19 protein-coding genes are annotated in these 21616 nt (G+C 68.0%); 5 read left to right on the top strand and 14 right to left on the bottom strand.

Features of this window, described 5'->3' with window-relative positions; all coding sequences use genetic code 11:
* Window positions 1-21: 21 nt before the first annotated feature.
* A complete protein-coding gene (locus AZOLI_RS17950) occupies window positions 22-498 on the top strand; it encodes an Lrp/AsnC family transcriptional regulator (protein WP_014188581.1) in 477 nt (158 codons plus the stop codon).
* Window positions 499-550: 52 nt separating this feature from the next.
* Here the strand turns inward: AZOLI_RS17950 and AZOLI_RS17945 are convergent, their stop codons facing one another.
* From AZOLI_RS17945 to AZOLI_RS17915, 7 genes are all read right to left on the bottom strand, one after another.
* Window positions 551-2206 carry an ABC transporter ATP-binding protein gene (locus AZOLI_RS17945; protein ID WP_014188580.1) on the bottom strand — a complete coding sequence of 552 codons (1656 nt, stop codon included), beginning with the start codon at window positions 2204-2206 and terminating at the stop codon, window positions 551-553.
* Complete coding sequence (locus AZOLI_RS17940) at window positions 2206-3060, bottom strand: ABC transporter permease (protein WP_014188579.1); 855 nt, start codon at window positions 3058-3060, stop codon at window positions 2206-2208. Before AZOLI_RS17940 ends, AZOLI_RS17945 begins: the two co-directional genes overlap by 1 nt.
* A complete protein-coding gene (locus tag AZOLI_RS17935) occupies window positions 3057-4007 on the bottom strand; it encodes an ABC transporter permease (RefSeq protein ID WP_014188578.1) in 951 nt (316 codons plus the stop codon). Before AZOLI_RS17935 ends, AZOLI_RS17940 begins: the two co-directional genes overlap by 4 nt.
* A 105-nt stretch (window positions 4008-4112) precedes the next feature.
* Window positions 4113-5720: an ABC transporter substrate-binding protein gene (locus tag AZOLI_RS17930; RefSeq protein WP_014188577.1), complete on the bottom strand. Its 1608-nt coding sequence runs from the start codon at window positions 5718-5720 to the stop codon at window positions 4113-4115.
* A 63-nt stretch (window positions 5721-5783) separates the two neighbouring features.
* Complete coding sequence (locus AZOLI_RS17925; protein ID WP_014188576.1) at window positions 5784-6515, bottom strand: HAD-IA family hydrolase; 732 nt, start codon at window positions 6513-6515, stop codon at window positions 5784-5786.
* A gap of 252 nt (window positions 6516-6767) precedes the next feature.
* Complete coding sequence (locus AZOLI_RS17920) at window positions 6768-8144, bottom strand: aspartate aminotransferase family protein (RefSeq protein WP_014188575.1); 1377 nt, start codon at window positions 8142-8144, stop codon at window positions 6768-6770.
* 13 nt (window positions 8145-8157) lie between these two features.
* Complete coding sequence (locus AZOLI_RS17915; protein ID WP_014188574.1) at window positions 8158-9033, bottom strand: GNAT family N-acetyltransferase; 876 nt, start codon at window positions 9031-9033, stop codon at window positions 8158-8160.
* 350 nt (window positions 9034-9383) lie between these two features.
* On the opposite strand from AZOLI_RS17915, the gene AZOLI_RS17910 reads away from it, so the two are divergent.
* Entirely contained in the window at window positions 9384-10052 is a 669-nt protein-coding gene (locus AZOLI_RS17910; RefSeq protein ID WP_014188573.1) for a haloacid dehalogenase type II, read from the top strand.
* Window positions 10053-10097: 45 nt separating this feature from the next.
* On the top strand, window positions 10098-11372 hold the full coding sequence (locus AZOLI_RS17905) for an NAD(P)/FAD-dependent oxidoreductase (protein WP_014188572.1): 1275 nt from the start codon (window positions 10098-10100) through the stop codon (window positions 11370-11372).
* A 134-nt stretch (window positions 11373-11506) separates the two neighbouring features.
* Here the strand turns inward: AZOLI_RS17905 and AZOLI_RS17900 are convergent, their stop codons facing one another.
* From AZOLI_RS17900 to argE, 6 genes are read right to left on the bottom strand one after another with little or no spacing between them, the layout of a single operon-like run.
* Window positions 11507-12964, bottom strand: coding sequence for an NAD-dependent succinate-semialdehyde dehydrogenase (locus AZOLI_RS17900; RefSeq protein WP_014188571.1), 1458 nt, complete (start codon window positions 12962-12964; stop codon window positions 11507-11509).
* Window positions 12965-13007: 43 nt separating this feature from the next.
* On the bottom strand, window positions 13008-14051 hold the full coding sequence (locus tag AZOLI_RS17895; protein WP_014188570.1) for a tartrate dehydrogenase: 1044 nt from the start codon (window positions 14049-14051) through the stop codon (window positions 13008-13010).
* Window positions 14052-14079: 28 nt separating this feature from the next.
* Window positions 14080-15555, bottom strand: coding sequence for an aldehyde dehydrogenase family protein (locus AZOLI_RS17890; RefSeq protein ID WP_014188569.1), 1476 nt, complete (start codon window positions 15553-15555; stop codon window positions 14080-14082).
* A gap of 9 nt (window positions 15556-15564) precedes the next feature.
* Window positions 15565-15918, bottom strand: coding sequence for a cupin domain-containing protein (locus AZOLI_RS17885; RefSeq protein ID WP_014188568.1), 354 nt, complete (start codon window positions 15916-15918; stop codon window positions 15565-15567).
* 58 nt (window positions 15919-15976) lie between these two features.
* Window positions 15977-16900 carry a 2-hydroxyacid dehydrogenase gene (locus tag AZOLI_RS17880; protein WP_014188567.1) on the bottom strand — a complete coding sequence of 308 codons (924 nt, stop codon included), beginning with the start codon at window positions 16898-16900 and terminating at the stop codon, window positions 15977-15979.
* Between the two features lie 44 nt (window positions 16901-16944).
* On the bottom strand, window positions 16945-18069 hold the full coding sequence (gene argE, locus AZOLI_RS17875; protein WP_014188566.1) for an acetylornithine deacetylase: 1125 nt from the start codon (window positions 18067-18069) through the stop codon (window positions 16945-16947).
* A gap of 307 nt (window positions 18070-18376) precedes the next feature.
* Here argE and AZOLI_RS17870 point away from each other — a divergent pair, with 307 nt between their 5' ends.
* Both AZOLI_RS17870 and AZOLI_RS17865 read left to right on the top strand, forming a co-directional pair.
* Window positions 18377-19300 (top strand): GNAT family N-acetyltransferase, encoded by a 924-nt coding sequence (locus tag AZOLI_RS17870; protein WP_014188565.1) that lies wholly within the window; start codon window positions 18377-18379, stop codon window positions 19298-19300.
* A 35-nt stretch (window positions 19301-19335) separates the two neighbouring features.
* Entirely contained in the window at window positions 19336-20325 is a 990-nt protein-coding gene (locus AZOLI_RS17865; RefSeq protein WP_014188564.1) for a DMT family transporter, read from the top strand.
* Between the two features lie 32 nt (window positions 20326-20357).
* Here AZOLI_RS17865 and AZOLI_RS17860 read toward each other — a convergent pair whose 3' ends face one another.
* Complete coding sequence (locus tag AZOLI_RS17860) at window positions 20358-21503, bottom strand: NAD(P)/FAD-dependent oxidoreductase (protein ID WP_044551610.1); 1146 nt, start codon at window positions 21501-21503, stop codon at window positions 20358-20360.
* Window positions 21504-21616: the final 113 nt, after the last annotated feature.

Here is a 21616-nt window from a genome sequence, read left to right as displayed (position 1 = left end):
CTCGAACCGGATGGGTTCCCCATGAAGCTGGACCGCATCGACATCAAGATTCTGCATCAGCTCCAGAAGAACGGCCGGATCACCAACGTGGAGTTGGCCGAACTGGTCAATCTGTCGCCCAGCCCCTGCCTGATGCGGGTCAAGAAGCTTCAGGCGGAAGGCTACATCGAAGGCTATACGGCCCAGATCAACGTCAGCAAACTCGGCCAGACCCTCACCGTCTTCACCGAGGTGACGCTGAAGAACCACCGGCAGGTCGATTTCGCCCGCTTCCTGGCCGCCGTCAAGAAGATCGAGCAGCTTCTTGAATGCCATCTGGTGTCCGGCGGCTACGACTACATGCTGAAGTTCGTCACGTCCGGCATCGGCGAATATCAGGAGATCATGGAGAAGCTGACCGACATGGACATCGGCATCGACAAGTATTTCAGCTATGTCGTGCTGAAGTCGCCCATCGTGCGCTCGCACATGCCGCTGACCACGCTGTTTCAGATGTGAGGCTTCGCATAGGCACCCGCGCGGCGGTGAACCGCGCGGGGTGCCGAGCCGGTCACGCCACCCGCATCCGGTCGGCGTCGATGTTCAGCGTGTCGAGCCAGGTCGGGTCCAGCTTCGGGACCGACGAGAACAGCAGCTTCGAATAGGGGTGCTGCGGCTGCTGCCGGGCGGAGGGGATGATCGTCTCCACCGTCTGTCCGCGATACATCACGATGATCTCGTCGCAGATCGCCTCGATCACCGACAGGTCGTGGCTGATGAAGATGTAGGACAGGCCGAGTTCGCGCTGCAATTCCTTCAGCAGGTCGATGATCGCCGCCGCGACCACGGTGTCGAGGGCCGAGGTGATCTCGTCGCACAGGATCAGTTTCGGCTCGGCGGCCAATGCGCGGGCGAAGTTCACCCGCTGTTTCTGGCCGCCCGACAACTCCGCCGGGCGGCGGTGGCGCAGGGCGCGGGGCAGGTGGACCATGTCCAGCAGCGCATCGACGCGCGCATCGCGGGCCTTGCCGCGCAGGCCGTGATAGAAGGTCAGGGGACGGCCCAGGATGTCCTCGATCGACTTGGCCGGGTTGAGCGCGGTGTCGGCGTGCTGGAAGACGATCTGCAGGTCGCGCAGTTGCTCGTGGCTGCGCTGGCGGGCGCTGTGCCACAACTCCTTGCCGTTGAACTGGATGTCGCCCTTGCAGGCCGGCAGGATGCCGGCGATGGCCCGCGCCAGGGTGGATTTCCCGCAGCCGGATTCCCCGATGATGCCGAGGTTGGTGCCACGCTTCACCTGCAGGCTCACCCCCTTGACCGCCAGGACCAGCGGTTGCCCGTTGGATTGCGGCGGGCCGTAGCCGGCGCTCAGCGTGTTGATCTCCAGCAGCGGGGCGGCAGTGTTGGCGAAGGCCTCCGCCGCCGCAACCCGCCCGCCGGTATCCGGGTGGAAGGCGTGCAGCAACTCCTTCGTGTAGGGGTGCTTCGGGCGCGTCAGGATGTCGTCGACGCTTCCGATCTCCTGCACCTCGCCGTGCCGCAGCACCATGATGTGGTCGGCGATCTGCGCGACCACGGCGAGGTCGTGGGAGACATAGACACAGGCGATCCGGCGCTTGGCGGTCACCGCCTTGAAGGCGCGCAGCACCTCGACCTGGGTGGTGACGTCGAGCGCGGTGGTCGGCTCGTCGAAGATCACCACCTTGGGATCGCCGATCAGCGCCATCGCCGCCGCCAGCCGCTGCAGCTGCCCGCCCGACACCTGATGCGGGTAGCGGTCGCCGATGCCGTCGGGATCGGGCAGCGACAGCGCGCGGAACAGGTCGACGGCCCGGCGGCGGGCCTCGTCCGGCGGCATCAGGCGGTGGATCTTCGTCACCTCGATGACCTGATCCATGATGGTCGCCGCCGGGTTGAAGGCGGCGGCGGCACTCTGCGGCACATAGGCAACGACCGTGCCGCGCAGCGCGGCCCGTTCCTTCTCCGACAGGGTTACCATGTCATGGCCGTCGACCCGCACCGAGCCGCCCGAAATCCGGCAGCCCGGACGGGCGTAGCCCAGCAGCGCCATGGCGGCGGTGGTCTTGCCGGACCCGCTTTCGCCGATGAAGGCGACGGTTTCGCCGGCGGCGACGTCCAGGGTGATGCCCTTGAGGATCTGGATCCAGCGGCCGGAATCGGTGGTGGCCTCGACCGTCAGATTGCGGATTTGGACGAGGTTCGTCATCAGGAGGCACTCCGGTCCCGGATCTTCTGCGGAAGATTGTCGATCAGCAGGTTGACGCTGACGGTCAGGCTGGCGATGGCCAGCGACGGCACGATCACCGCCGGGGCGGCGAAGGGCAGGCCGCCGATGTTCTCGCGCACCAGCGCCCCCCAGTCGGCGTAGGGCGGCTGAACACCCAGACCCAGGAAGGACAGGCCCGACAGCAGCAGGACGATGAAGACGAAGCGCAGACCAAGGTCGGCCAGCACCGGGCCGATGATGTTGGGCAGGATCTCAGATCCGATCAGGTAGGGCAGCTTTTCCCCGCGGATGCGGGCGACCATGATGAAATCCATCGTGTCGATGTTCACCGCCATCGCCCGGCTGAAACGGTAGGCGCCGGGGATGTAGATGATCGACAGGGTCAGGATCAGCACGGGGATGGACGACCCGACCGCCGCCACCACCATCAGGCCGAACAGCTTGCTGGGAATGGAATTGAGCGCGTCGAGCAGGCGGCTGACCACCATGTCCACCGGCCCGCGCAGCACCGCGGAGGTCATGCCCAGCACGACGCCGGTGAAGCAGGCGATGGACACCGCCGCCAGCGAGATGCCGACGGTGTAGCGGGCGCCGAAGATGACGCGGGAGAGCATGTCGCGCCCGAGATAATCCGACCCGAGCCACAGGCCGGGCCGCATGGGGCCGAAATAATCCAGGTCGACCATCTCCCCGACCGAATGGGGGGCGATGTAGGGGGCGAACAGGGCGACCAGCGCCCAGAACAGGACCACGAAGAAGCTGACAAGGCCGACCGGATTGACCCGGTAGCCCGACCGTGCCGCGAGGATGCCGGTGGGGGAGTGTGTCTTCATCGGAGCCTCGGGTTCGACAGGATGGCGACGATGTCGGCGGTGGTGATCAGGAGCAGATACCCGAAGCAGAAGATCATCGCGCAGGACTGGATCAGCGGCAGGTCGCGGGTGGACACCCCGTCCACCATCAGCTTGGCGATGCCCGGATAATTGAAGATCGTCTCGACGATGATGACGCCGCCCACCAGATAGGACAGTGACAGCGCCACCGCGTTGGCGATCGGGCCGAGCGCGTTGGGCAGGGCGTGGCGCAGCACCATCCGGGGCCGCGACGCCCCTTTCAGCAGCGCCATCTCGACATAGGACGTGTTCAGCGTCTCGATCACCGCCGCCCGGCTCATGCGGATCATCTGCGCCGATACCCCGAAGGTCAGGGTGATGACCGGCATTGCGTAGGCCCGGAACAGACCGGCGAAGCTGTCGACCTGATAGGTGAAGGACAGGGCCGGCAGCCATTTCAGGTAGACGGCGAACACCAGCACGGCGAGGGTCGCCAGCACGAATTCGGGGACGGAGATGATGCCGATGGTGGCGATGGTGACGATGCGGTCATAGAGCGTGCCCCGCCACATGGCGGCGGTGATGCCGAGCGTCAACGCCAGGGGAACCGTCACGAGCGTCGTCAGCCCCGCCAGCTTGAGCGTGTTGGCCAGCCGGTCGGCGATCAGCGTGGTCACCGGCATCTGGTTGGCATAGGAGGTGCCGAGATCGCCCTGGAACAGCCCGGCGATCCAGTAGAGGAAACGCAGCAGGGCGGGGTCGTCGAGATGCATGGCCGCGCGCAGGCCGGCGACCGCTTCCGGCGTTGCCGACTGCCCGAGCAGGATCATCGCCGTGTCGCCGGGCAGCATGGTGGTGGCGAAGAACACGGCGAAGGACACGATCGCCAGCGTGACCAATGCGATGAGCAGCCGACCAAGGATGAGGGAGGGAACGCGTGATTTCATGCCTGGCCTCCGCGAGGTGAGGCGCCCCCGGAGGGGTTGCCCGAAGGGGCGACGAGGGGCGGGGCGGCCGGGCCTTGGTCCGGACCGCCCCGTCGATCCGCTGTATCAGCCAGCCAGCCAGACGTATTCGGCGAAGGCGTAGCCCATCATGCCGCCGAGCGGGTTCGGTTGGAGGCCCTTCAGCTTGTCGGTGATGGCGTCCACGTTGGAGATGTAGGCCGGGATGATGGTGCCGGCTTCCTCGGCGATCATCACCTGCATCTGATCGTACAGTTCCTTGCGCTTGGGCCAGGCGAGCGTGGCGCGCGCTTCGAGCATCATCTTGTCGAACTTCTCGGACTTGTATCTGCTCTCGTTCCACGGCGCTTCGGAGGCGTAGAGCAGGGAGAACAGGATGTCCGGCGTCGGGCGCGGGTTGATGTTGCCGAAATGGATCGGAGCCTTCAGCCAGTAATTGCTCCAGTACCCGTCGGACGGGACGCGCTGGACGTCGAGCTTCATGCCGATCTCGGCGCCGGCGGCCTGGACCACCATGGCCATGTCGATGGCGGACGAGGCGGCATCCGACGTGATCACCGGGACGGACTGCCCCAACAGGCCCGCCTTCTTGAACAGGGATTTCGCCCGTTCCGGGTCGAAGGGCTTAGGCTTCAGCGCGGCATTGTGGAAGGCGCTGGACGGGGACACCGGCTGGTCGTTGCCGACCTCGCCGAAGCCGCGCAGGGCGGATTTGACGATCTGTTCGCGGTTGACGAGATACTTCATCCCGTCGACGAAATCCTTGCGGCTGCCCGGCTCCATATCCAGGCGGATGTTCAGGTTGGTGTAGTTGCCGGACGTTGACTTGGACAGGGAGAAGCCCTTCTGCCCGTCAACGAGCCGCGTGGAGCGCGGGTTGATCGCCGCGGCCAGATGGATGTCGCCGGACAGCAGCGCGTTGACGCGGGCATTGTCGTCGCCGATCGCGAAGAACTCGAAGGAGTCCACATGCGGACCGCCCTTCCAGTAATTCGGGTTGCGCACGCCGACCGAACGCACGCCCGGCTCGAAGCTCTTGCAGATGAAGGGGCCGGTGCCGTTGCCCTTGGAGAAGTCGGTGGTGCCGTCGGCCACGATCATGAAGTGATGCATGGACAGGATGGTCGGCAGGTCGGCGTTCGGGCCGGCCAGCGTGATCGCGACGGTGCTCTTGTCCACCGCCTTGATGTCCGTCATCTGGGCGGCGATCTTCGCGACCTTGGACCCGACGGCCGGATCGAGGTGGCGCTTCAGCGAGAACACCACGTCGTCGGCGGTCAGCGACTTGCCGTCGTGGAAGGTCACGCCGGTGCGCAGCTTGATTGTCCAGGTCTTGGCGTCGTCGGTGTCGATGGATTTGGCCAGCTCCATCTTCGGGATGCCGGCCTTGTCGAGAAAAGTCAGGCGGTTGTAGAAGGAGCAGCACCGGACATAGTCGGTGGACAGCGACGCCTTCGCCGGATCGAGGGTGTCGGCGGTGGACGACGACCAGCCGGCGGCCCTGAGCGCGCCGCCCTTCACCGGTTCGTCCGCAACCGCGGCGTGGGCGCGGCCCAGGAGGAATTCGGCGGCACCGAGGGATGCCCCGCCCGCCAGGAGCATTTTCATCAGATCGCGGCGGTTGGCCCCGCGCCGGATGGCGTTTTCGACCATGCCGTCGTCGGTCCGGTTCCAGCTATCGGGAATTTTCGTCATGCTAGCCTCGCTCTGTTCGTGTGTCGTTCGTTTCTTGTTTTGGCGCGCTCCGGTTTCGTCCGGTTACGCGGAGGTCGTCGATGCCTCTGCTGCGGCGTCGACGGCATCGGCCAGTTCCGCCATCGAGCGGAAATGAAAATCCGGTTCGGTGAACTCGGCCGGTTCGATGGTCCCGCCATAGCCCTTCTGGGCGTGCCGCCGCTGGATCCAGCAATTCGTCATGCCGAGGCGCCGGGAAACACCGATGTCGTGATACTGGCTCTGGGCGACGTGCAGGATGTCGTCCTTGCTGCCGCCGTCGCGCTCGACGAACGCGAACACCTGCTGGAAGAAGGCCGGGTCGGGCTTTTCCACGCCGGTGTCGTCGGCGGTGAAGCCGGCAAAGAAGGGCTCGCCCAGCTCGCGGGAGAAATGGGTGAAGGCCCAGCGCCGCGCGTTGGTCATCGCGATCAGCTTGAACCGCTTGGCCAGACGCGCCAGGGCGTCCCTGCTGTCGGGGAAGCCGGCCCAGGACGCCGCCGAATCCCGCAGGCGCTCACCGTACTGCGCGCCTGCGGGAAGGCCCAGCTTCGGCGCGATGACCGAATAGACGCGCACCAGATCGTCGGGAAACAGGCCGACATTCGGGGCGTATCGCGCATCGCGGTAGAGGGCCAGCGCCTCCTCGCCGTCGACGGTTGTTCCTGCCTCGGCCGCGATCTCGGCCAGGCAGTTCTTGATGCCGGCTTCGAAGTCGATCAGGGTGCCGACGACATCGAAGGTCAGATATTTGAAGTTCAGCAGAGTTTCGGGCAACGCACCAACTCCTCATCAAGAACCGCATGGGTGCCGTTTCGATCCGGCGGGGCGTTTTCAGGTCCGGCAGCATCGTCCGCCGGGGTGTCGCTGGAGCTGGCTCCTTTGCAGATGGTTCGGAGATCCGGTCTTCTTCCCTTCCAGTGTGGTCCATGGGCTTGACGCGGGTCTCCGAATCATCGGTGCCGGACAGCAGAAAATGCTGGATACGAGGGTATTCACGGATTCTTCCGCGGGTGCCCCGCTTTTCGTCTATCGCATCGCCCGACGGACGTCGGGGTCCTCCAGCGTCTGGTCGAGCGTGCGGGCCGTGCGCTCCAGGATCGCGTCGATGTCGTCGTCGGTGCAGCAGAGCGGCGGGGCATAGCCCATGACACCGTTCGTGAAGGCGCGGATCACCAGCCCGTTGTCCCAGGCCCGGTCGAAGATCCGCCTGGACGGTTCGGCGGCGGCGGGCAGCGGGGTCTTGCGCTCCTTGTCCACCACCAGTTCGATGGCGGCCAGCATGCCGCGCCCGCGCACGTCGCCGACCAGCGGATGGTCGCGCAGCGCATGGAGCCCGGCCATCAGCCGCGCGCCGGCCTTCACGCCGTTGGCGAGCAGGCCGTCCTCGTACAGACGCAGCGCTTCCAATCCCACTGCGGCACTCACGGGGTGGGCGGAGTAGGTATAGCCATGGCCGACCGCGGCGGTGCCGGCGGCATCCGCGATGGTGGCATAAACCGCGTCGGACAGGAAGACCGCGCCCATCGGCACATAGCCGGAGGTCAGGCCCTTGGCGGTGGTCATCAGGTCGGGGACCACGCCGTCGTCGGTGCAGGCGAACAGCGGGCCGGTGCGGCCGAAGCCGGTGATGACCTCGTCGGCGATGAACAGGATGCCGAGGCTGCGGCAGCGGTCGCACATCGCCTTCATCCAGCCGTCCGGCGGCACCAGTACGCCGCCCGATCCCTGGATCGGCTCGGCATAGAAGGCGGCGACCCGTTCCGGCCCGCCGATCTCGACGATCTTGGCATCGAGGGCGGCCAGCGAGGCGGCGATGATCGCATCCGCATCGTCGCCCACCGGGTTGCGGTAGGCATAGTGCGACGGAATCTTGTGCTGCCAGTCGAAGGGCACGCCGAAGCCGGCATGGAAGGCGGGCAGGGCGGTCAGCCCGGCGCCGACGGTGGAGGAGCCGTGATAGCCCTGCTCGATGGAAATGAACTGGTCGCGCTGCGGCTGGCCCTTGGCCTGCCAGTAATAGCGGATGAAGCGGATGGTGCTGTCCACCGCGTCCGACCCGCCGAGGGTGAAGAAGACGTGGTTCAGGTCGCCGGGGGCGCGCTCGGCGAGCGCCGCAGCCAGCCGGATCGCCGGTTCGCTGCCAAGCCCGAAATAGCCGGTGGCATAGGGCAGTTCCTGCATCTGGCGGGTGGCGGCCTCGACGAGGCTCTGCTGCCCGTAGCCGGCATTGACGCACCACAGGCCGGCGAAGCCGTCGACCAGCCGGCGGCCGGCGGCGTCGGTGATGGTCGCACCGGCGCCGGAGGCGATCACCCGGACGCCGGCCTTCTCATGGCCGCGGTAGGAGGCGACGGGATGCACCAGATGGGCACGGTCGAGTTCGATCAGGGAATTGCTGAGCATGGTCCTCTCCGGATCAGCCGAGTGCCTGGCTGGCGAGCGCGAAAGTCGATACGGGCGCTGCAGGTGGGGCAGCCGTCGCAGGGGCGGGGCGGCGCATGGCGATGCCGCCACCGACGTGACGCAAGCCGCAATCGGCCAGCCATGACCCCAGACCGGTGTCGACGGTGGTGTCCACCCGCAGGAATTTTCCCGGATGCGCGGCGACGATCGGGCCGATCAGGGATCTGGCACCCTCGGCATCGGGGGCGACCACCGGGCCGATGACCTGCCCGCGGCCGAAATCGCGCAGCGCGGCGAAGCCGGCGGGAGCGCCGTTCCGCCGCAGCAGCGTGAAGGATGCGACCTCGGCGAAGCGCTCCAGCAGAAGGCCGCGGTCGGCGCCGAAGGCCTGCCGGTCCAGGGCGGCGATGGCGGTGCGGTCGTCTGCGCCTGCGGGGGCGACGTCTTCCGCCGCGACGAACGACATCGGACTGGCTTCGCCCTGGTGCTGAAGCACAGTACCGACCTCGCGGAAGCCGAGCTTTTCGTAAAGCGGCAGTCCCTCGCGGGTTGCGGTCAGGCGCAGGGGTCGGTCGCCGGCCAATGCCATCGCCTCGTCCATCAGGCGGCGGCCGATGCCCTGGCCGCGGCAGCCTTCATCGACGATGACCATGTTGATGGTGGCCGCATCTTTGCCATATGGGGTCATCAGCACGGTGCCGACCACCTGCGGCCCCTCCGGCCCCTCCGTGACCGCGACCACTCCCTTGCTGATCCGGAGGGTCAGGGCCCAGTCTTCCAGCCGGTGCGGCCATTGCGCCTGTCGTGACAGGGCCAGCGCGTCCTTGAGATGCTTGGGTTCGAAAGCCAGACAGTGAACTGTCTTATCGGAAACCGAGTTCTTGCTCATGGGCAGTCCTTTCACCCTCTGTCCCAAGAGTGAGCGCTGCGGCCCCGGACGATTGTCTGAAGGCGACACCCGCCGCGACATCTTCCACCTTTGCTTCGGCAGTCCGCCGCATCTTATGCCGTGACCGGCACCCCCTTGCCGCCGCCAGGCCGCCGGCGCCCCGTTCGCGGCGCCACGGTGCCGTTCCGCCCCCAACCAAATGCTGAGGGTCGAGACGGAAACGGAACTTTGTGCTTTCGCGCAGGGCAATTCGGTCAGGTCCGGCATCGCGGCGACGCTAGGATCATGGAGCAGGGCCGAACGAGCCCTTTCCCACCCAGCCCCCACCGCCCCATCCCGAGGAAGCAGCAATGAGCCAGTTCCGGCCGAAATACGTCACCTTCGATTGCCACGGCACGCTGATCAACTTTCAGATGGCGGTGGCCGCGCGCGATCTGTACGGCTCGATCCTCGACGAAGCGCGGATGACGGAGTTCATCAAGAATTTCTCCGCCTACCGCCTCGACGAGATCATGGGCGACTGGAAGCCCTACGCCGATGTCGTCCACAATGCGCTGGAGCGCAGCTGCAAGCGCAACAACGTCGTCTTCCGCGAGGAGGACGCGCGCATGGTCTATGAGCGGGTTCCGACCTGGGGGCCGCACGCCGACGTGCCGGCCGGGCTGGCGAAGGTGGCCAAGGAAATTCCGCTGGTCATCCTGTCCAACGCCATGAACGACCAGATTCCGTCGAATGTGGCGAAGCTGGGCGCGCCCTTCCACGCCGTCTACACCGCCGAACAGGCGCAGGCCTACAAGCCGCGCTTCAAGGCCTTCGAATACATGTTCGACATGCTCGGCTGCGGGCCGGAGGACATCCTGCACTGCTCCTCCTCCTTCCGCTACGACCTGATGTCGGCGCATGACCTGGGGATCCGCAACAAGGTGTGGGTCAACCGCGGCCACGAACCGGCCAACCCCTATTACGGCTATACCGAGATCCGCGACATCTCCGGTCTGCCCGGCGTGGTCGGGCTTTAAGGGACGCATTTCACGGTTCAGGCTGCAACGGGAAGGACCCAGGTCATGAAATTCGTCTCCTACTGGCACGACACCGCCCCCGCCTTCGCGGGCGGGGCCGAGGGGCCTGTTGAGGGCGGTTACGACGTCGCCATAGTCGGAGGGGGGTTCACCGGCCTGGGTGCCGCCCGCCAGTTGGCCAAGGCCGGGGCGCGGGTGATCGTGCTGGAGGCCGGCCGCATCGGCGGCGGCGCGTCGGGGCGCAACGGCGGGCACCTCAACAACGGTCTGGCCCACAGCTTCATCGCTGCCAAGACCGCCTTGGGGACGGAGCGTGCCGTCGCCCTCTATCGCGCCTTCGACCAGTCCATCGACACGCTGGAGGCGCTGATCGCCGAAGAGGGGATCGACTGCGATTTCCGCCGCGCCGGCAAGCTGAAAATGGCCTCCAAGCCCGCGCATTTCGACGCCATCGCCCGCAACTTCGAGGCGGTTCACCGCGAGGTCGATCCCGACACGGCACTGCTGACCGCCGAGGAGCTGAAGAGGGAGGTCGGCTCGCCGTTCCATGGCGCGATGCTGTCGCGCAAGAGCGCCATGATGCATATGGGCCGCTTCGTCACCGGACTGGCTGAGGCGGCCGTGCGGCACGGCGCGGTGCTGGTCGAAAACGCGCCGGTCACCGCCATGACCCGCTCCGGCGACGGGCATAGCCTGACCACGCCGCGCGGCACGGTCACCGCCAAGGAGGTGCTGGTTGCCACCGGCGCCTACACCACGCCGAATTTCAGCCATTTCCGCCGCCGCATCATCTCGGTCGGCAGCTTCATCATCGCCACCCGCCCGCTGAGCGACAGCGAGATCGCGTCGGTGGTACCCGGCAACCGCACCTACGTCACCTCGATGAACATCGGCAACTACTTCCGCCTGTCGCCCGACCGGCGGCTGATCTTCGGCGGCCGGGCGCGCTTCTCCGCCACCTCCGACCAGCGGTCAGACGCCAGGAGCGGGGCGATCCTGCGGGCGAGCCTTGCGAAGATCTTTCCGCAGATCGCCAGCATCGACATCGATTACTGCTGGGGCGGGCTGGTGGACATGACCAGCGACCGTTACCCGCGCGCCGGCTATCAGGACGGCCTGTGGTACGCCATGGGCTATTCCGGCCACGGGGCGCAGCTGTCCACCCATCTGGGCATGACCATGGCCGACACGATCCTGGGGCGGGAGGACCGGAACCCGCTGAAGGGTCTGTCCTGGCCCGCCGTCCCCGGCCATTTCGGCAAGCCCTGGTTCCTGCCGCTGGTCGGGCTGTACTACAAGGCGCTCGACCGGATTCAGTGACGTCGAGGTTTGAGTGGCAATCTCCCTCTCCCCCCCTCACCCTAACCCTCTCCCCGCTCTCGGCGGACCGGTGGTCCGCCTGTCGCGTCAGCGCAAACGAAGTTTGCGCGTGAGCGGGGGGAGAGGGGACTTTGTTACCCCAACCCGCCGATGTGGAAGGTCTTCATCTCCAGATATTCCTCGATGCCCACCTGGGCGCCTTCGCGGCCCAGGCCGGACTGCTTGACGCCGCCGAAGGGGGCGACCTCGGTGGAGATCAGGCCGGTGTTGAGCCCGACCATGCCGGCCTCCAGCGCTTCGCCGACCCGCCAGGACCGTGCGAGGTTCTGCGTGTAGAAGTAGGCCGCCAGCCCGAATGGCGTGGCGTTGGCGAGCGCGATGGCCTCCTCCTCGGTCTCGAAGCGGAACAGCGGCGCCACCGGGCCGAAGGTTTCCTCGCTGGCGAGCAGCATGTCGGTGGTGGCGTCGGTCAGCACCAGCGGGGCGACGAATTGCGAACCCGGCGCCGCCATGGCGGAAGACGCGACGGTCGCCCCCTTGGCGAGCGCGTCGGCGACATGGCGCTCGATCTTGGCAATGGCGGCTTCGTTGATCATCGGGCCGATGGCGATCCCCGGCTCCAGCCCCGATCCCACCCGCATGGCGTTGACGCGGGCGACCAGACGGTCGCGGAACGCCTCGTAGACGCCCGACTGGACCAGGATGCGGTTGGCGCAGACGCAGGTCTGGCCGCCGTTGCGGAACTTGGACAGGATGACCCCGTCCACCGCCTGATCGAGATCGGCGTCGTCGAAGACGATGAAGGGCGCGTTGCCGCCCAACTCCAGGCTGAGCCGCTTGATGCCGTCGGCGGCCCCGCGCATCAGCAGCGAGCCGACGCGGGTGGAGCCGGTGAAGGAGATCTTGCGGACGGTCTCGTTCGCCAGGAGCTCCTCGCCGATGGCCTCCGGCCGGCCGGTCAGGATGTTGATGACGCCGGCCGGGATGCCGGCCCGCTCCGCCAGCACGCCGAGCGCCAGCGCCGAATAAGGGGTGAAGTCGGACGGCTTGATGACCACTGTGCAGCCGGCGGCCAGCGCCGGCGCCACCTTGCGGGTGATCATGGCGTTGGGGAAGTTCCACGGCGTGATGATGCCGCAGACGCCGACCGGCTCCTTCAGCACGACGATGCGGCGGTCGGGGGTGGGGGAGGGGATGGTGGTTCCGCCGATGCGCCGCGCCTCCTCGGCGAACCATTTGACGAAGGACGCGCCATAGCGGATCTCGCCGCGCGCCTCGTCCAGCGGCTTGCCCTGCTCCAGCGTCAGGAGGCGGGCGAGATCCTCCAGATTCTCGATCATCAGCGCGTGCCAGCGCTCCAGCAGAGCGGCGCGGTCGGCATGGGTGCGCCGCTTCCAGGCCGGGTAGGCTTCGGCCGCGGCGGCGATGGCGTTGCGGGCGTCGGTGCCGTCCATGTCGGGAACGCTGCCGAGGCTGCCGGCGGTCGCCGGATTGCGGACGTCGATGGTCCGGCCGGCGGCCCCGTCGCACCAGCGGCCGCCGATCAGCCCCTGCTCGCGGAACAGGGAGGAATCCGTCAGGTGATGGGTCATGGTCGTATGGTTTCCGCTGCGTATGGTTTGCGATGGACCGGCGTCACGACAGGGCCGACAGCACGGCGGCGGTGATCGCGTCCGTCCTGTCCTTGCCGGGGACGGTGCCGATGCCACGGCCGGTGGTGTCGCCCAGCGCCGCCATGACGCGGTCGGCGGCGGCCTTCTCCCCCAGATGCTCCAGCATCATCGCGCCGGACCAGATGGCGGCGATGGGGTTGGCGATGCCGAGATGGGCGATGTCGGGGGCCGATCCGTGCACCGGCTCGAACATCGACGGCGCCTTGCGGTCGGGGTTCAGGTTGGCCGAGGCGGCGAAGCCCAGCCCGCCCTGGATCGCGGCGCCCAGATCGGTCAGGATGTCGCCGAACAGGTTGGAAGCGACGACGACGTCCAGGCTTTCCGGCGCGGTCACCATGCGCGCCGCCATGGCGTCGACGTGGTAGCTCGTCACCTCGACGTCCGGGTGTTCGGCGGCCAGCTGGCGGGTGATCTCGTCCCAGAACACCATCGAATGCTTCTGTGCGTTCGACTTGGTGACTGAGGCGAGCTTGCCGCGCCGGGCGCGGGCCTGGGCGAAGGCGAAGCGCAGGATGCGCTCCACCCCCATGCGGGTGAAGATGGCGGTCTCCACCGCCACCTCCTGCGCCGTCCCCTGATGGACGCGCCCGCCGGCACCGGCATATTCGCCTTCGGTGTTCTCGCGGATGCACAGGATGTCGAAGCCGCCGTGCCGCAGCGGCCCCTCCACCCCCGGCAGCAACCGGTGCGGACGGACATTGGCATACTGGTCGAACGCCTTGCGGATGGGCAGCAGCAGCCCGTGCAGCGACACCGCGTCCGGCACCTCCGCCGGCCAGCCGACGGCGCCCAGCAGGATGGCGTCGTACTTGCGGAGCGTCTCGATCCCGTCGGCGGGCATCATGACGCCGGTTTCCTTGTAATGGGCGCAGGACCACGGCATCTCGGTGCCGGCAAGCACGAAACCGGACTGTTTCGCCGCGGCCTGGAGAACCTGCCAGGCGGCGTCGACCACGGGATGTCCGATGCCGTCGCCCTTGATGATCGCAATGTTGTGGGTTTTCATCGAACGCTCCCTGTTGGTTTTCATCGGGTCACAGCCCGATCAGCACGCTCTTGCTGCGGCGGTTGGCGAGATAGGCCTCGCGTCCCAGGTCCTTGCCGATGCCGGAGCGCTTGTAGCCGCCGGTCGGCAGGATGTGGTCGCGCGAGCGGCCATAGCGGTTGACCCACACCGTTCCGGCCTGCAGCCGCCGGGTCAGGCGCAAGGCGCGCGACAGGTCGCGGGTATAGAGGCCGGCGGCGAGCCCATAGGTCGGATGGTCGGCCAGCGCCATCGCCTCCTCCTCCCCGTCGAAGCTCTGCACGGTCAGGACCGGGCCGAAGATCTCCTCCATCACCGCGGGGGAATTTTGATCGACCCCGGCCAGCAGCGTCGGCGCGTAGAAATAGCCCTCGCCGTCCATCGGTGCCCCGCCGGTCAGGCATTCCACCGTCCCGGTCAGCGAGGCCGTGACGATGGAATGGATGCGGGCGCGCTGCCGTTCGGAGATGATGGGGGAATAGCGGGTTGTCTCGTCCCAGGTCGGGCCGGGACGGACGGCGCGCATGTGGCCGAGGATCATGTCGATCAGCGGTTCGGCCACGCTGGCTTCGACCAGCAGGCGCGATCCGGCGACGCAGGCCTGGCCGGCATTCGACAGCACGCTGGTGGCGATGGATGCCGCCGCCTTGTCCAGGTCGGCGTCGGCGAAGACGATTTGCGGGCTCTTGCCGCCCAGTTCCAGCGTCATCGGCTTGACGCCGCTGCGGGCGATGTCGGCCATGATCGCCGATCCGGCCGCCGTCGAGCCGGTGAAGCTCACCTTGGCGATGCCGGGATGGCGGGTGATGGCGGCGCCGGTGGTCGGGCCGTCGCCCTGGACGATGTTGATCAGACCGGCGGGAACGCCGGCCTTCACCGCCAGCTGCGCCAGCAGGACGGTGGAGAAGGGCGTCATCTCCGACGGTTTCAGCACCACCGCGTTGCCGGCGGCCAGCGCCGGGCCGAGCTTCCAGCCAGCCATCGACAGCGGGAAGTTCCACGGCGTGATCGCGCCGACGACGCCGTAGGGCTCCGTCATCACCATGCCGAAGCTGCCGTCGTCGGTGGGGGCGAGGTCGCCGCCCTCCTTGTCGGCGAATTCGGCGAAGAAGCGGATCTGCTCGGCCGTCACCGCGACATCGCCGGCGACCAGCTGGCCGACCGGGCGGGTCGAGGACAGAGCCTCCACCTTCGCCAGGGTTTCCGCCTCCTCCTCGATCAGGGCGGCCCAGCGCTGCAGCACGGCGGTGCGCTCGCGCGGGCGCACGCCGCCCCAGTTGCTGGACTTCAGGGCGGCCTGCGCGGTGGCGACCGCCTCATCGACGAGATCCGATGAGGCCACCGGGCAGTCGGCGTAGGCCCGGCCGTCCGACGGCCGGTGCATGGGCAGCCCGCCTTCCATTGCGATGGCCGCTGGAATCAGGCGGTCACCGATGAAATGGCCGATCGGCAGCGGCAGGCGGTCCGGGTCGAAGGACAGGCTCATGACGCGCCCTCAGCTGACGGTGAGGTAGATCTTGCGGACGGTTTCGATGGTCTTCCACACGCCGGTGAAGCCCGGCTTCATGACGAAGCTGTCGCCCGCCCGGTAGACCACCGGCTCGCCGCCGTCCGGCGTGATTTCGATGACGCCGGCCAGGATGTGGCAGAACTCGAAGGTCTCGCCCTTGATCGAGCGGGTTTCGCCCGGCGTGGCTTCCCAGACGCCGGTCAGGACCTTGTCGTCCTTGGCGGCGTCCTGCGCCCAGGTCTTGAAGGCGGGCGAACCGGCGATCAGCCGTTCCGGCATCGGGGTGGATTCCCGCGGGGCGAAGGTCGGGTTCGGATCGATGGTCTTGAGCAGCGACATGAGGGATCCTTGCTTAACGAGCGGCTGTGCCGCAGAGGGAAAGATTCGGGTGGCGGCGTCAGTAGCCGCGCTGCCGGTCGATGAGGCCGACCGGGTCCTGTCCGGCGAAATGCCGGCGGAGATTCGTGATGACGGCCCGCGCGGCGCTGTCAGGCTGCGTGATGCTTGCGACATGCGGGGTCAGCACGATCTTCGGGTGGGTCCAGAAGGGATGGTCGGGAGGCAGCGGCTCCGGGTCAGTGACGTCGACCACAGCCCCGGACAGGTGGCCGTCGTCGAGCGCGCTCACCAGCGCGGCATGGTCGAGCTGCGGCCCGCGCCCGGTGTGGACCAGCGCGGCCCCCTTGGGCAGCTTGGCGAGCAGCCTTGCGTCGAGGAAGCCGCGGGTGTCCGGGGTCAGCGGCAGCAGGACGATCAGGATGTCGGTGTCGGCCAGCATCGCGTCGAGGCCGTCCGCGCCGTGGTGGCAGGTCACGCCGTCAAGCCGGCGCGGTGAGCGGCTCCAGCCCGACAGCGGAAAACCGAAGGGCTTCAGCCGGTCCAGCACAGCCTGCCCCAGCACGCCCAGCCCCAGCACACCGACCCGCCGCTCCGCCGCTTGCGGCTGATGCAGGGGGCGCCAGATGCGTTCCGCCTGCAGGGCGCGATAGGCCGGCATCTGGCGATGCAGGGTCAGCACGGCAAGCGTGGCGTATTCCTGCATCATGCGGACGATGCCGTCCTCCACCATGCGCACGACTTTCACATGGTCGGGGAGGTCGGCCATGGTGAACTGGTCCACCCCGGCCCCGATGGAAAAGACGATCTCCAGATTGCGGTAACGGGCGAGGTCTTTCGGGATGGTCCAGGTGATCAGGTAGCGCACCGCATCGGGATCGACGGTGGCCGGATCCATCGAAAAGGGCAGGTCGGGCAGCTCGCTGGCGAAGGCCTTGGCGAAAACGGCGCCGCGCGTGGCATCCGAATTGAACAGGAAGGTCATGGATGTTCCTTTTGGATGTCCCTTTGGCGATGGGCGTCGGCGCTTCAGAGGCGGCAGCGTTGGCCCAGCGCCTCGATCATCGACTGGCAGGCCTGCAGCTCCTCGACGAGGATGTGTTCGTTGGGGCGGTGCGCCCGCGCGATGTCGCCGGGGCCGCAGATGATCGCGTCCATCCCCGCGGTCTGGTACAGCCCGGCCTCCGTGCCATAGCTGACGGCGGCCAGCGGTTCCTGTCCGGTCAACTCCTCCAGCAGGCGGGCCAGCGGCGTGCGGGCGGCCAGGAACAGCGCCGGGTATGCGCCGGTCTGCGTCCAGTCCACGGCGAAGCCGCGTTCCTCCAGCCGCTCCGCCGCCTCGCGCACCGGCTCCAGCAGGGTTGCGGGATCGATCCCGGCGATGGCGCGGGCTTCGAATTCGGCGGTGCAGGCGTCGGGGATGACGTTCACCGCAAGCCCGCCCTGGATGGTGCCGACCTGCAGCGAGGAGTAGGGCGGCTCGAAGGCCGAATCCCAGGGGCCCTGGGTCAGGCGGTCGGCCTGGGCGACGGCGGCGGTCAGTGCATCGGCCATGGCGTGAATGGCGTTCAGCCCCCGGTCGGGACGGGAGGAATGGCCGGATCGTCCGCGGACGGTAAGCCGGGCTGCCGCCTTGCCCTTGTGGGCGCGGACGGCGCGCAGGCCGCTCGGCTCGCCGACGATGACGCCCAGCGGCGGGGCGCACAGGCTGGGCAGATGCGGCAGAAGATGCGGCGCGCCCTGGCAACCGGCCTCCTCGTCATAGGTGAAGGCCAGATGGATCGGCCGGGCTAGCGGGGCGGCGGTCAGGGCGGGCAGCGCCGCCAGCGCCGCGGCGATGAAGCCCTTCATGTCGGAAGTGCCGCGTCCGTACAGCCGGTTGCCGTCTGCGCGAAGTTGGAACGGATCGCCGGTCCATTCGGGTTCGGTGGCCGGAACCACGTCCATGTGACCGGACAGGACATAGCCCGGAACCATTGCCGGACCGATGGTGGCGAACAGGTTGAAGCGGTCGCCCTCCGGCCCCGGCAGGACCTGGACGCGCACCCCGGCCCCTTCCAGGATGCCGCGAATCCCGTCGACGATGGCGCCGTTGGGGGTTCCGACCACGGAGGGAAAGGCGATCAGGTCCTTGAGGATGTCGATCACGGTCATGGCGGCCTCAACCTTGTCCCATGCTGCGCGCCATGGCGCGGAGGAGTCGTTTTACGGGGTCTCTGCGCTGTGCGGAGAAGGGCGGCGGCCTTGGCGGCTGAGACTGTTACGATCTTAGCGGGCGGGCGCTCCATTCCATGCTGAATGCATGGGCGATTTAGAGGATTGTTGTGCCGGGCCCACGCATTGCGGTGATTTGTGCGGCGGTTGCCCCGGTAATCTCGGGGAGCGGTTGGTGGCTCAGGCATGCCGGTTGCCCCATAGGAGCACCGCATCACGCTATCGAAACTCCGGGAAGGAGGAAGCTTTGAGCGAACGCGGGTTGGAGGGTGGATCGGCGGACGGTGCGTTACCGCCCTCCCTGACGGTCGACGCCTTCGACGTGCGGGTGGCCGACGTCGTCGATATCGACCTTGAACGCCTGCAGGCGCTGTCGATCTCAGTCGGCTGGCCGCACCGTGCGGAGGATTGGCAGTTCGCGCGCGAGGTCGGCCACGGTTTCGTCGCGTTGGACGAGATCGATCGCGTCCTGGGGTCGGCGATGTGGTTTCCCCACGGCGATGACTTCGCGACCATCGGCATGGTCATAACCTCTCCCCGGCTGCAATCGCTGGGCGTCGGCGAATGGCTGATGAAGCGGGTGCTGTCGGCGTCGGCGGGCCGGACCTATCGACTCAACGCCACCCGTGCGGCGCTGGCGCTCTACCGCTCGCTCGGCTTCATCGGCCACCGGACCGTCTTCCAGTGCCAGGGCCAGGCGCGGCGCGGCGACCGGCCCCCCTCCGCCGATCCGGTGCGGCGGTTGGAGGCGGCGGATCTGGCGGCAGTGACGGCACTGGACGAACGCGCGTTCGGGACCTCGCGCGCCGGGCTGATCGCGCGGCTGTTCGAACAGTCGGTCGGCTATGGGCTGGAGCGGGACGGCGCGCTGGTCGCCTTCGCCCTCTGCCGTCCCTTCGGCCGCGGTCATGTCGTCGGTCCGGTGGTCGCCGGGCTGGACGAGGACGCCGTCGCCGTGGTCGGCCCCCATGTCGATGAGCATGACGGCCGCTTCCTGCGCCTGGACACCCATCTGGACGAAGGACTCTTTCCGCTGTTCGTCGCCCGCTCCGGCTTGCGGATCTTCGACACGGTCCTGACCATGTCGCTGGGTGCGCCGCTGACCGATCCGGCGACGCGGGCGTCGGACCGCCCCGTCACATATGCACTCGCCACCCACGCCCTGGGTTGAGCCTTCACCGGCTTCACATAAAGGATGCGCCGATCATGCCGGGACAGACGCCGGACCCCTCCGCCGGCTCTCACGCCGAACCCGTGCCCGAACCCGTACCAGAACCGATACCCCCACCATCCTCCGCCGGCAGCCGGGGCGGGGTTCTGCTTCGGCTGGTGTCGGCCGGGCTGTTCGTGGTGATGTCGCTGTTCGTCCGGCTGGCGACCGTCGAGGCGCCGATCGGACAGATCGTCTTCTACCGCAGCGCCTTCGCGCTGCTGCCGATCGTCGCCTATCTGATGTGGCGCCGGCAATTCCCGCGGGCTTTGAAGACGCGGCAGCCAGCCGGACATTTGAGGCGCAACCTGTATGGCGGCGCGGCGATGGTGCTGTCCTTCATTTCGCTGGCCTATCTGCCGCTGGCGTTGGCGACGGCGCTGGGATTCCTGGCTCCGCTGCTCGCGGTGCCGGCCGCCATGCTGTTCCTGAGGGAGCGGCCGGGCGCCGTGGCCATCGGCGCGGCGCTGGCCGGCTTCGCTGGGGTGGTCCTGATGCTCGCCCCCGCCTTCGAAGGGCCGCGGCTGGACCATGACACCATCATCGGGGTGGCGGCCGGTCTGGCCATGGCGGTCGCGACCGCCGCGGGGCGGGTCGAGATCAAGACGCTGACCGCGACGGAAGCGCCGGGGACCATCGCCTTCTATTTCGCCGTCATCTGCGCGCTCGGCGGTCTGGCGAGCTGGCCCTTCGGCTGGATCACCCCGACGGGGCATTCGCTGGCCTATCTCATCGGCGCCGGCATTTCCGGCGGTCTGGCGCACATCGCCATGACCGAGGCGATGGCCCGCGCACCGGTCTCCACCCAGGCGCCGTTCGACTACACGGCGATGCTGTGGGCGCTGATGCTCGACGCGCTGATCTTCGGCCTGCTGCCGTCCCCGGTCAGCCTTGCCGGCGCCTTCGTCATCGCCGCCTCGGCTCTGGTGGTCCCGCTGGCCGGCCGGTTCGGCGCCCGGTCCGAAGCGCTGCGACCCGCAAGTTAGCGGGCCGCGGCAGCGCGGTCAGGGTGGCGCGGTCAGGACAGGCCCGCTTCCAGGCCGACCGCCTGGCCGGCGGTCTGGAAACGGTCGATGCGGAAATCATGCAGAGGCGTGTCGGTGCGCCCGGTGGCGATGATCTCCGCCATCACGTCGCCGACGCCGGGGCCGAGCTGGAAGCCGTGGCCGCTGAAGCCGAAGGCGTGGAACAGTCCGGGCGTCGTCGCCGACGGCCCCATCACCGGAAGTTTGTCGGCGACATAACCCTCGCAGCCCGACCAGGTGCGGATCACCGCGACGTCGGCAATGGCGGGCAGCAGCCGGACCAACCCCCGCAACTGACCGGGCAGCCGCGCCGGGTCCGCCCTGGCGTGGCCCGGGTCGAGCGGCACCGCCACACGCTCGGCCGCGCCGCCGAAGACGATGTTGCCGCGCTCCACCTGACGCAGATAGCCGTCCCCGCCCGCCCGCGACCACATGCCCACCACCGGCAGGATCCTGTGCGGCAGCGGTTCGGTGACGCCCATCTGCGGCCCGTAGGCCGACATCGGCACCGGCTCGCCGAAGCTGGCGGCGACGCGGGCACCCCAGGCACCGGCGGTATTCAGCAGGCAATCCGCAGTGAAACGCCCCCGCTGCGTCACGGCTTCGAAGCCCGATCCGGTCGCCGACACCTCCACCGGTCCGCAGTCTTCCACGATCTCGGCGCCCAGTCGGCGGGCGGCATCGGCGAAGGCGGGGGCGATCAGGCGCGGGTTGCCGCTGCCGTCCTGTGGAGAGAAGGAGGCGGCGATGGCTCCCGGCCCCAGTCCGGGGAAGCGGCGGCGGATTGCCGGCGGCGACAGCTCCTCCAGCTCCAGCCCCCAGGGCCGCGCGTCAACGATGAAGCGGCGCATGTCGGCCAGCCCATCCTGGTCGAACACCAGCCGCAGATGGCCGGTGGCGCGGAACTCCACGTCGCGGCCCAGCAGCCGTTCCGCCTCGCCCCACAATGCCCGCGAGCGGTGGGCGAGCGGCAGTTGCGGCAGATAGCGCCCGCTGCGGCGGATATTGCCGAAGGACGCCACCGTGGCGCCCGAGCCGACGCGATGGCGTTCCAGCAGCGTGACGCTCAGGCCGCGCCGGGCCAGGAAAAAGGCGGCGGCCGATCCCATCAACCCGCCGCCCAGCACGATAACCCTCATCGACCTCTCCCACATGCGGGCGGACGCGGCTCCGCCCCATCGGTCAGGCTGCCCAGGACGGGCAGGCGGGTCAAAGACGGGTTGGACATGGTCCCATAAGGCCGGGCTATGGG

The sequence above is a fragment of the Azospirillum lipoferum 4B genome, from assembly GCF_000283655.1.
Classification (GTDB): Bacteria; Pseudomonadota; Alphaproteobacteria; order Azospirillales; family Azospirillaceae; genus Azospirillum; species Azospirillum lipoferum_C.
This window is presented reverse-complemented; position numbering and strand designations above follow the sequence as displayed.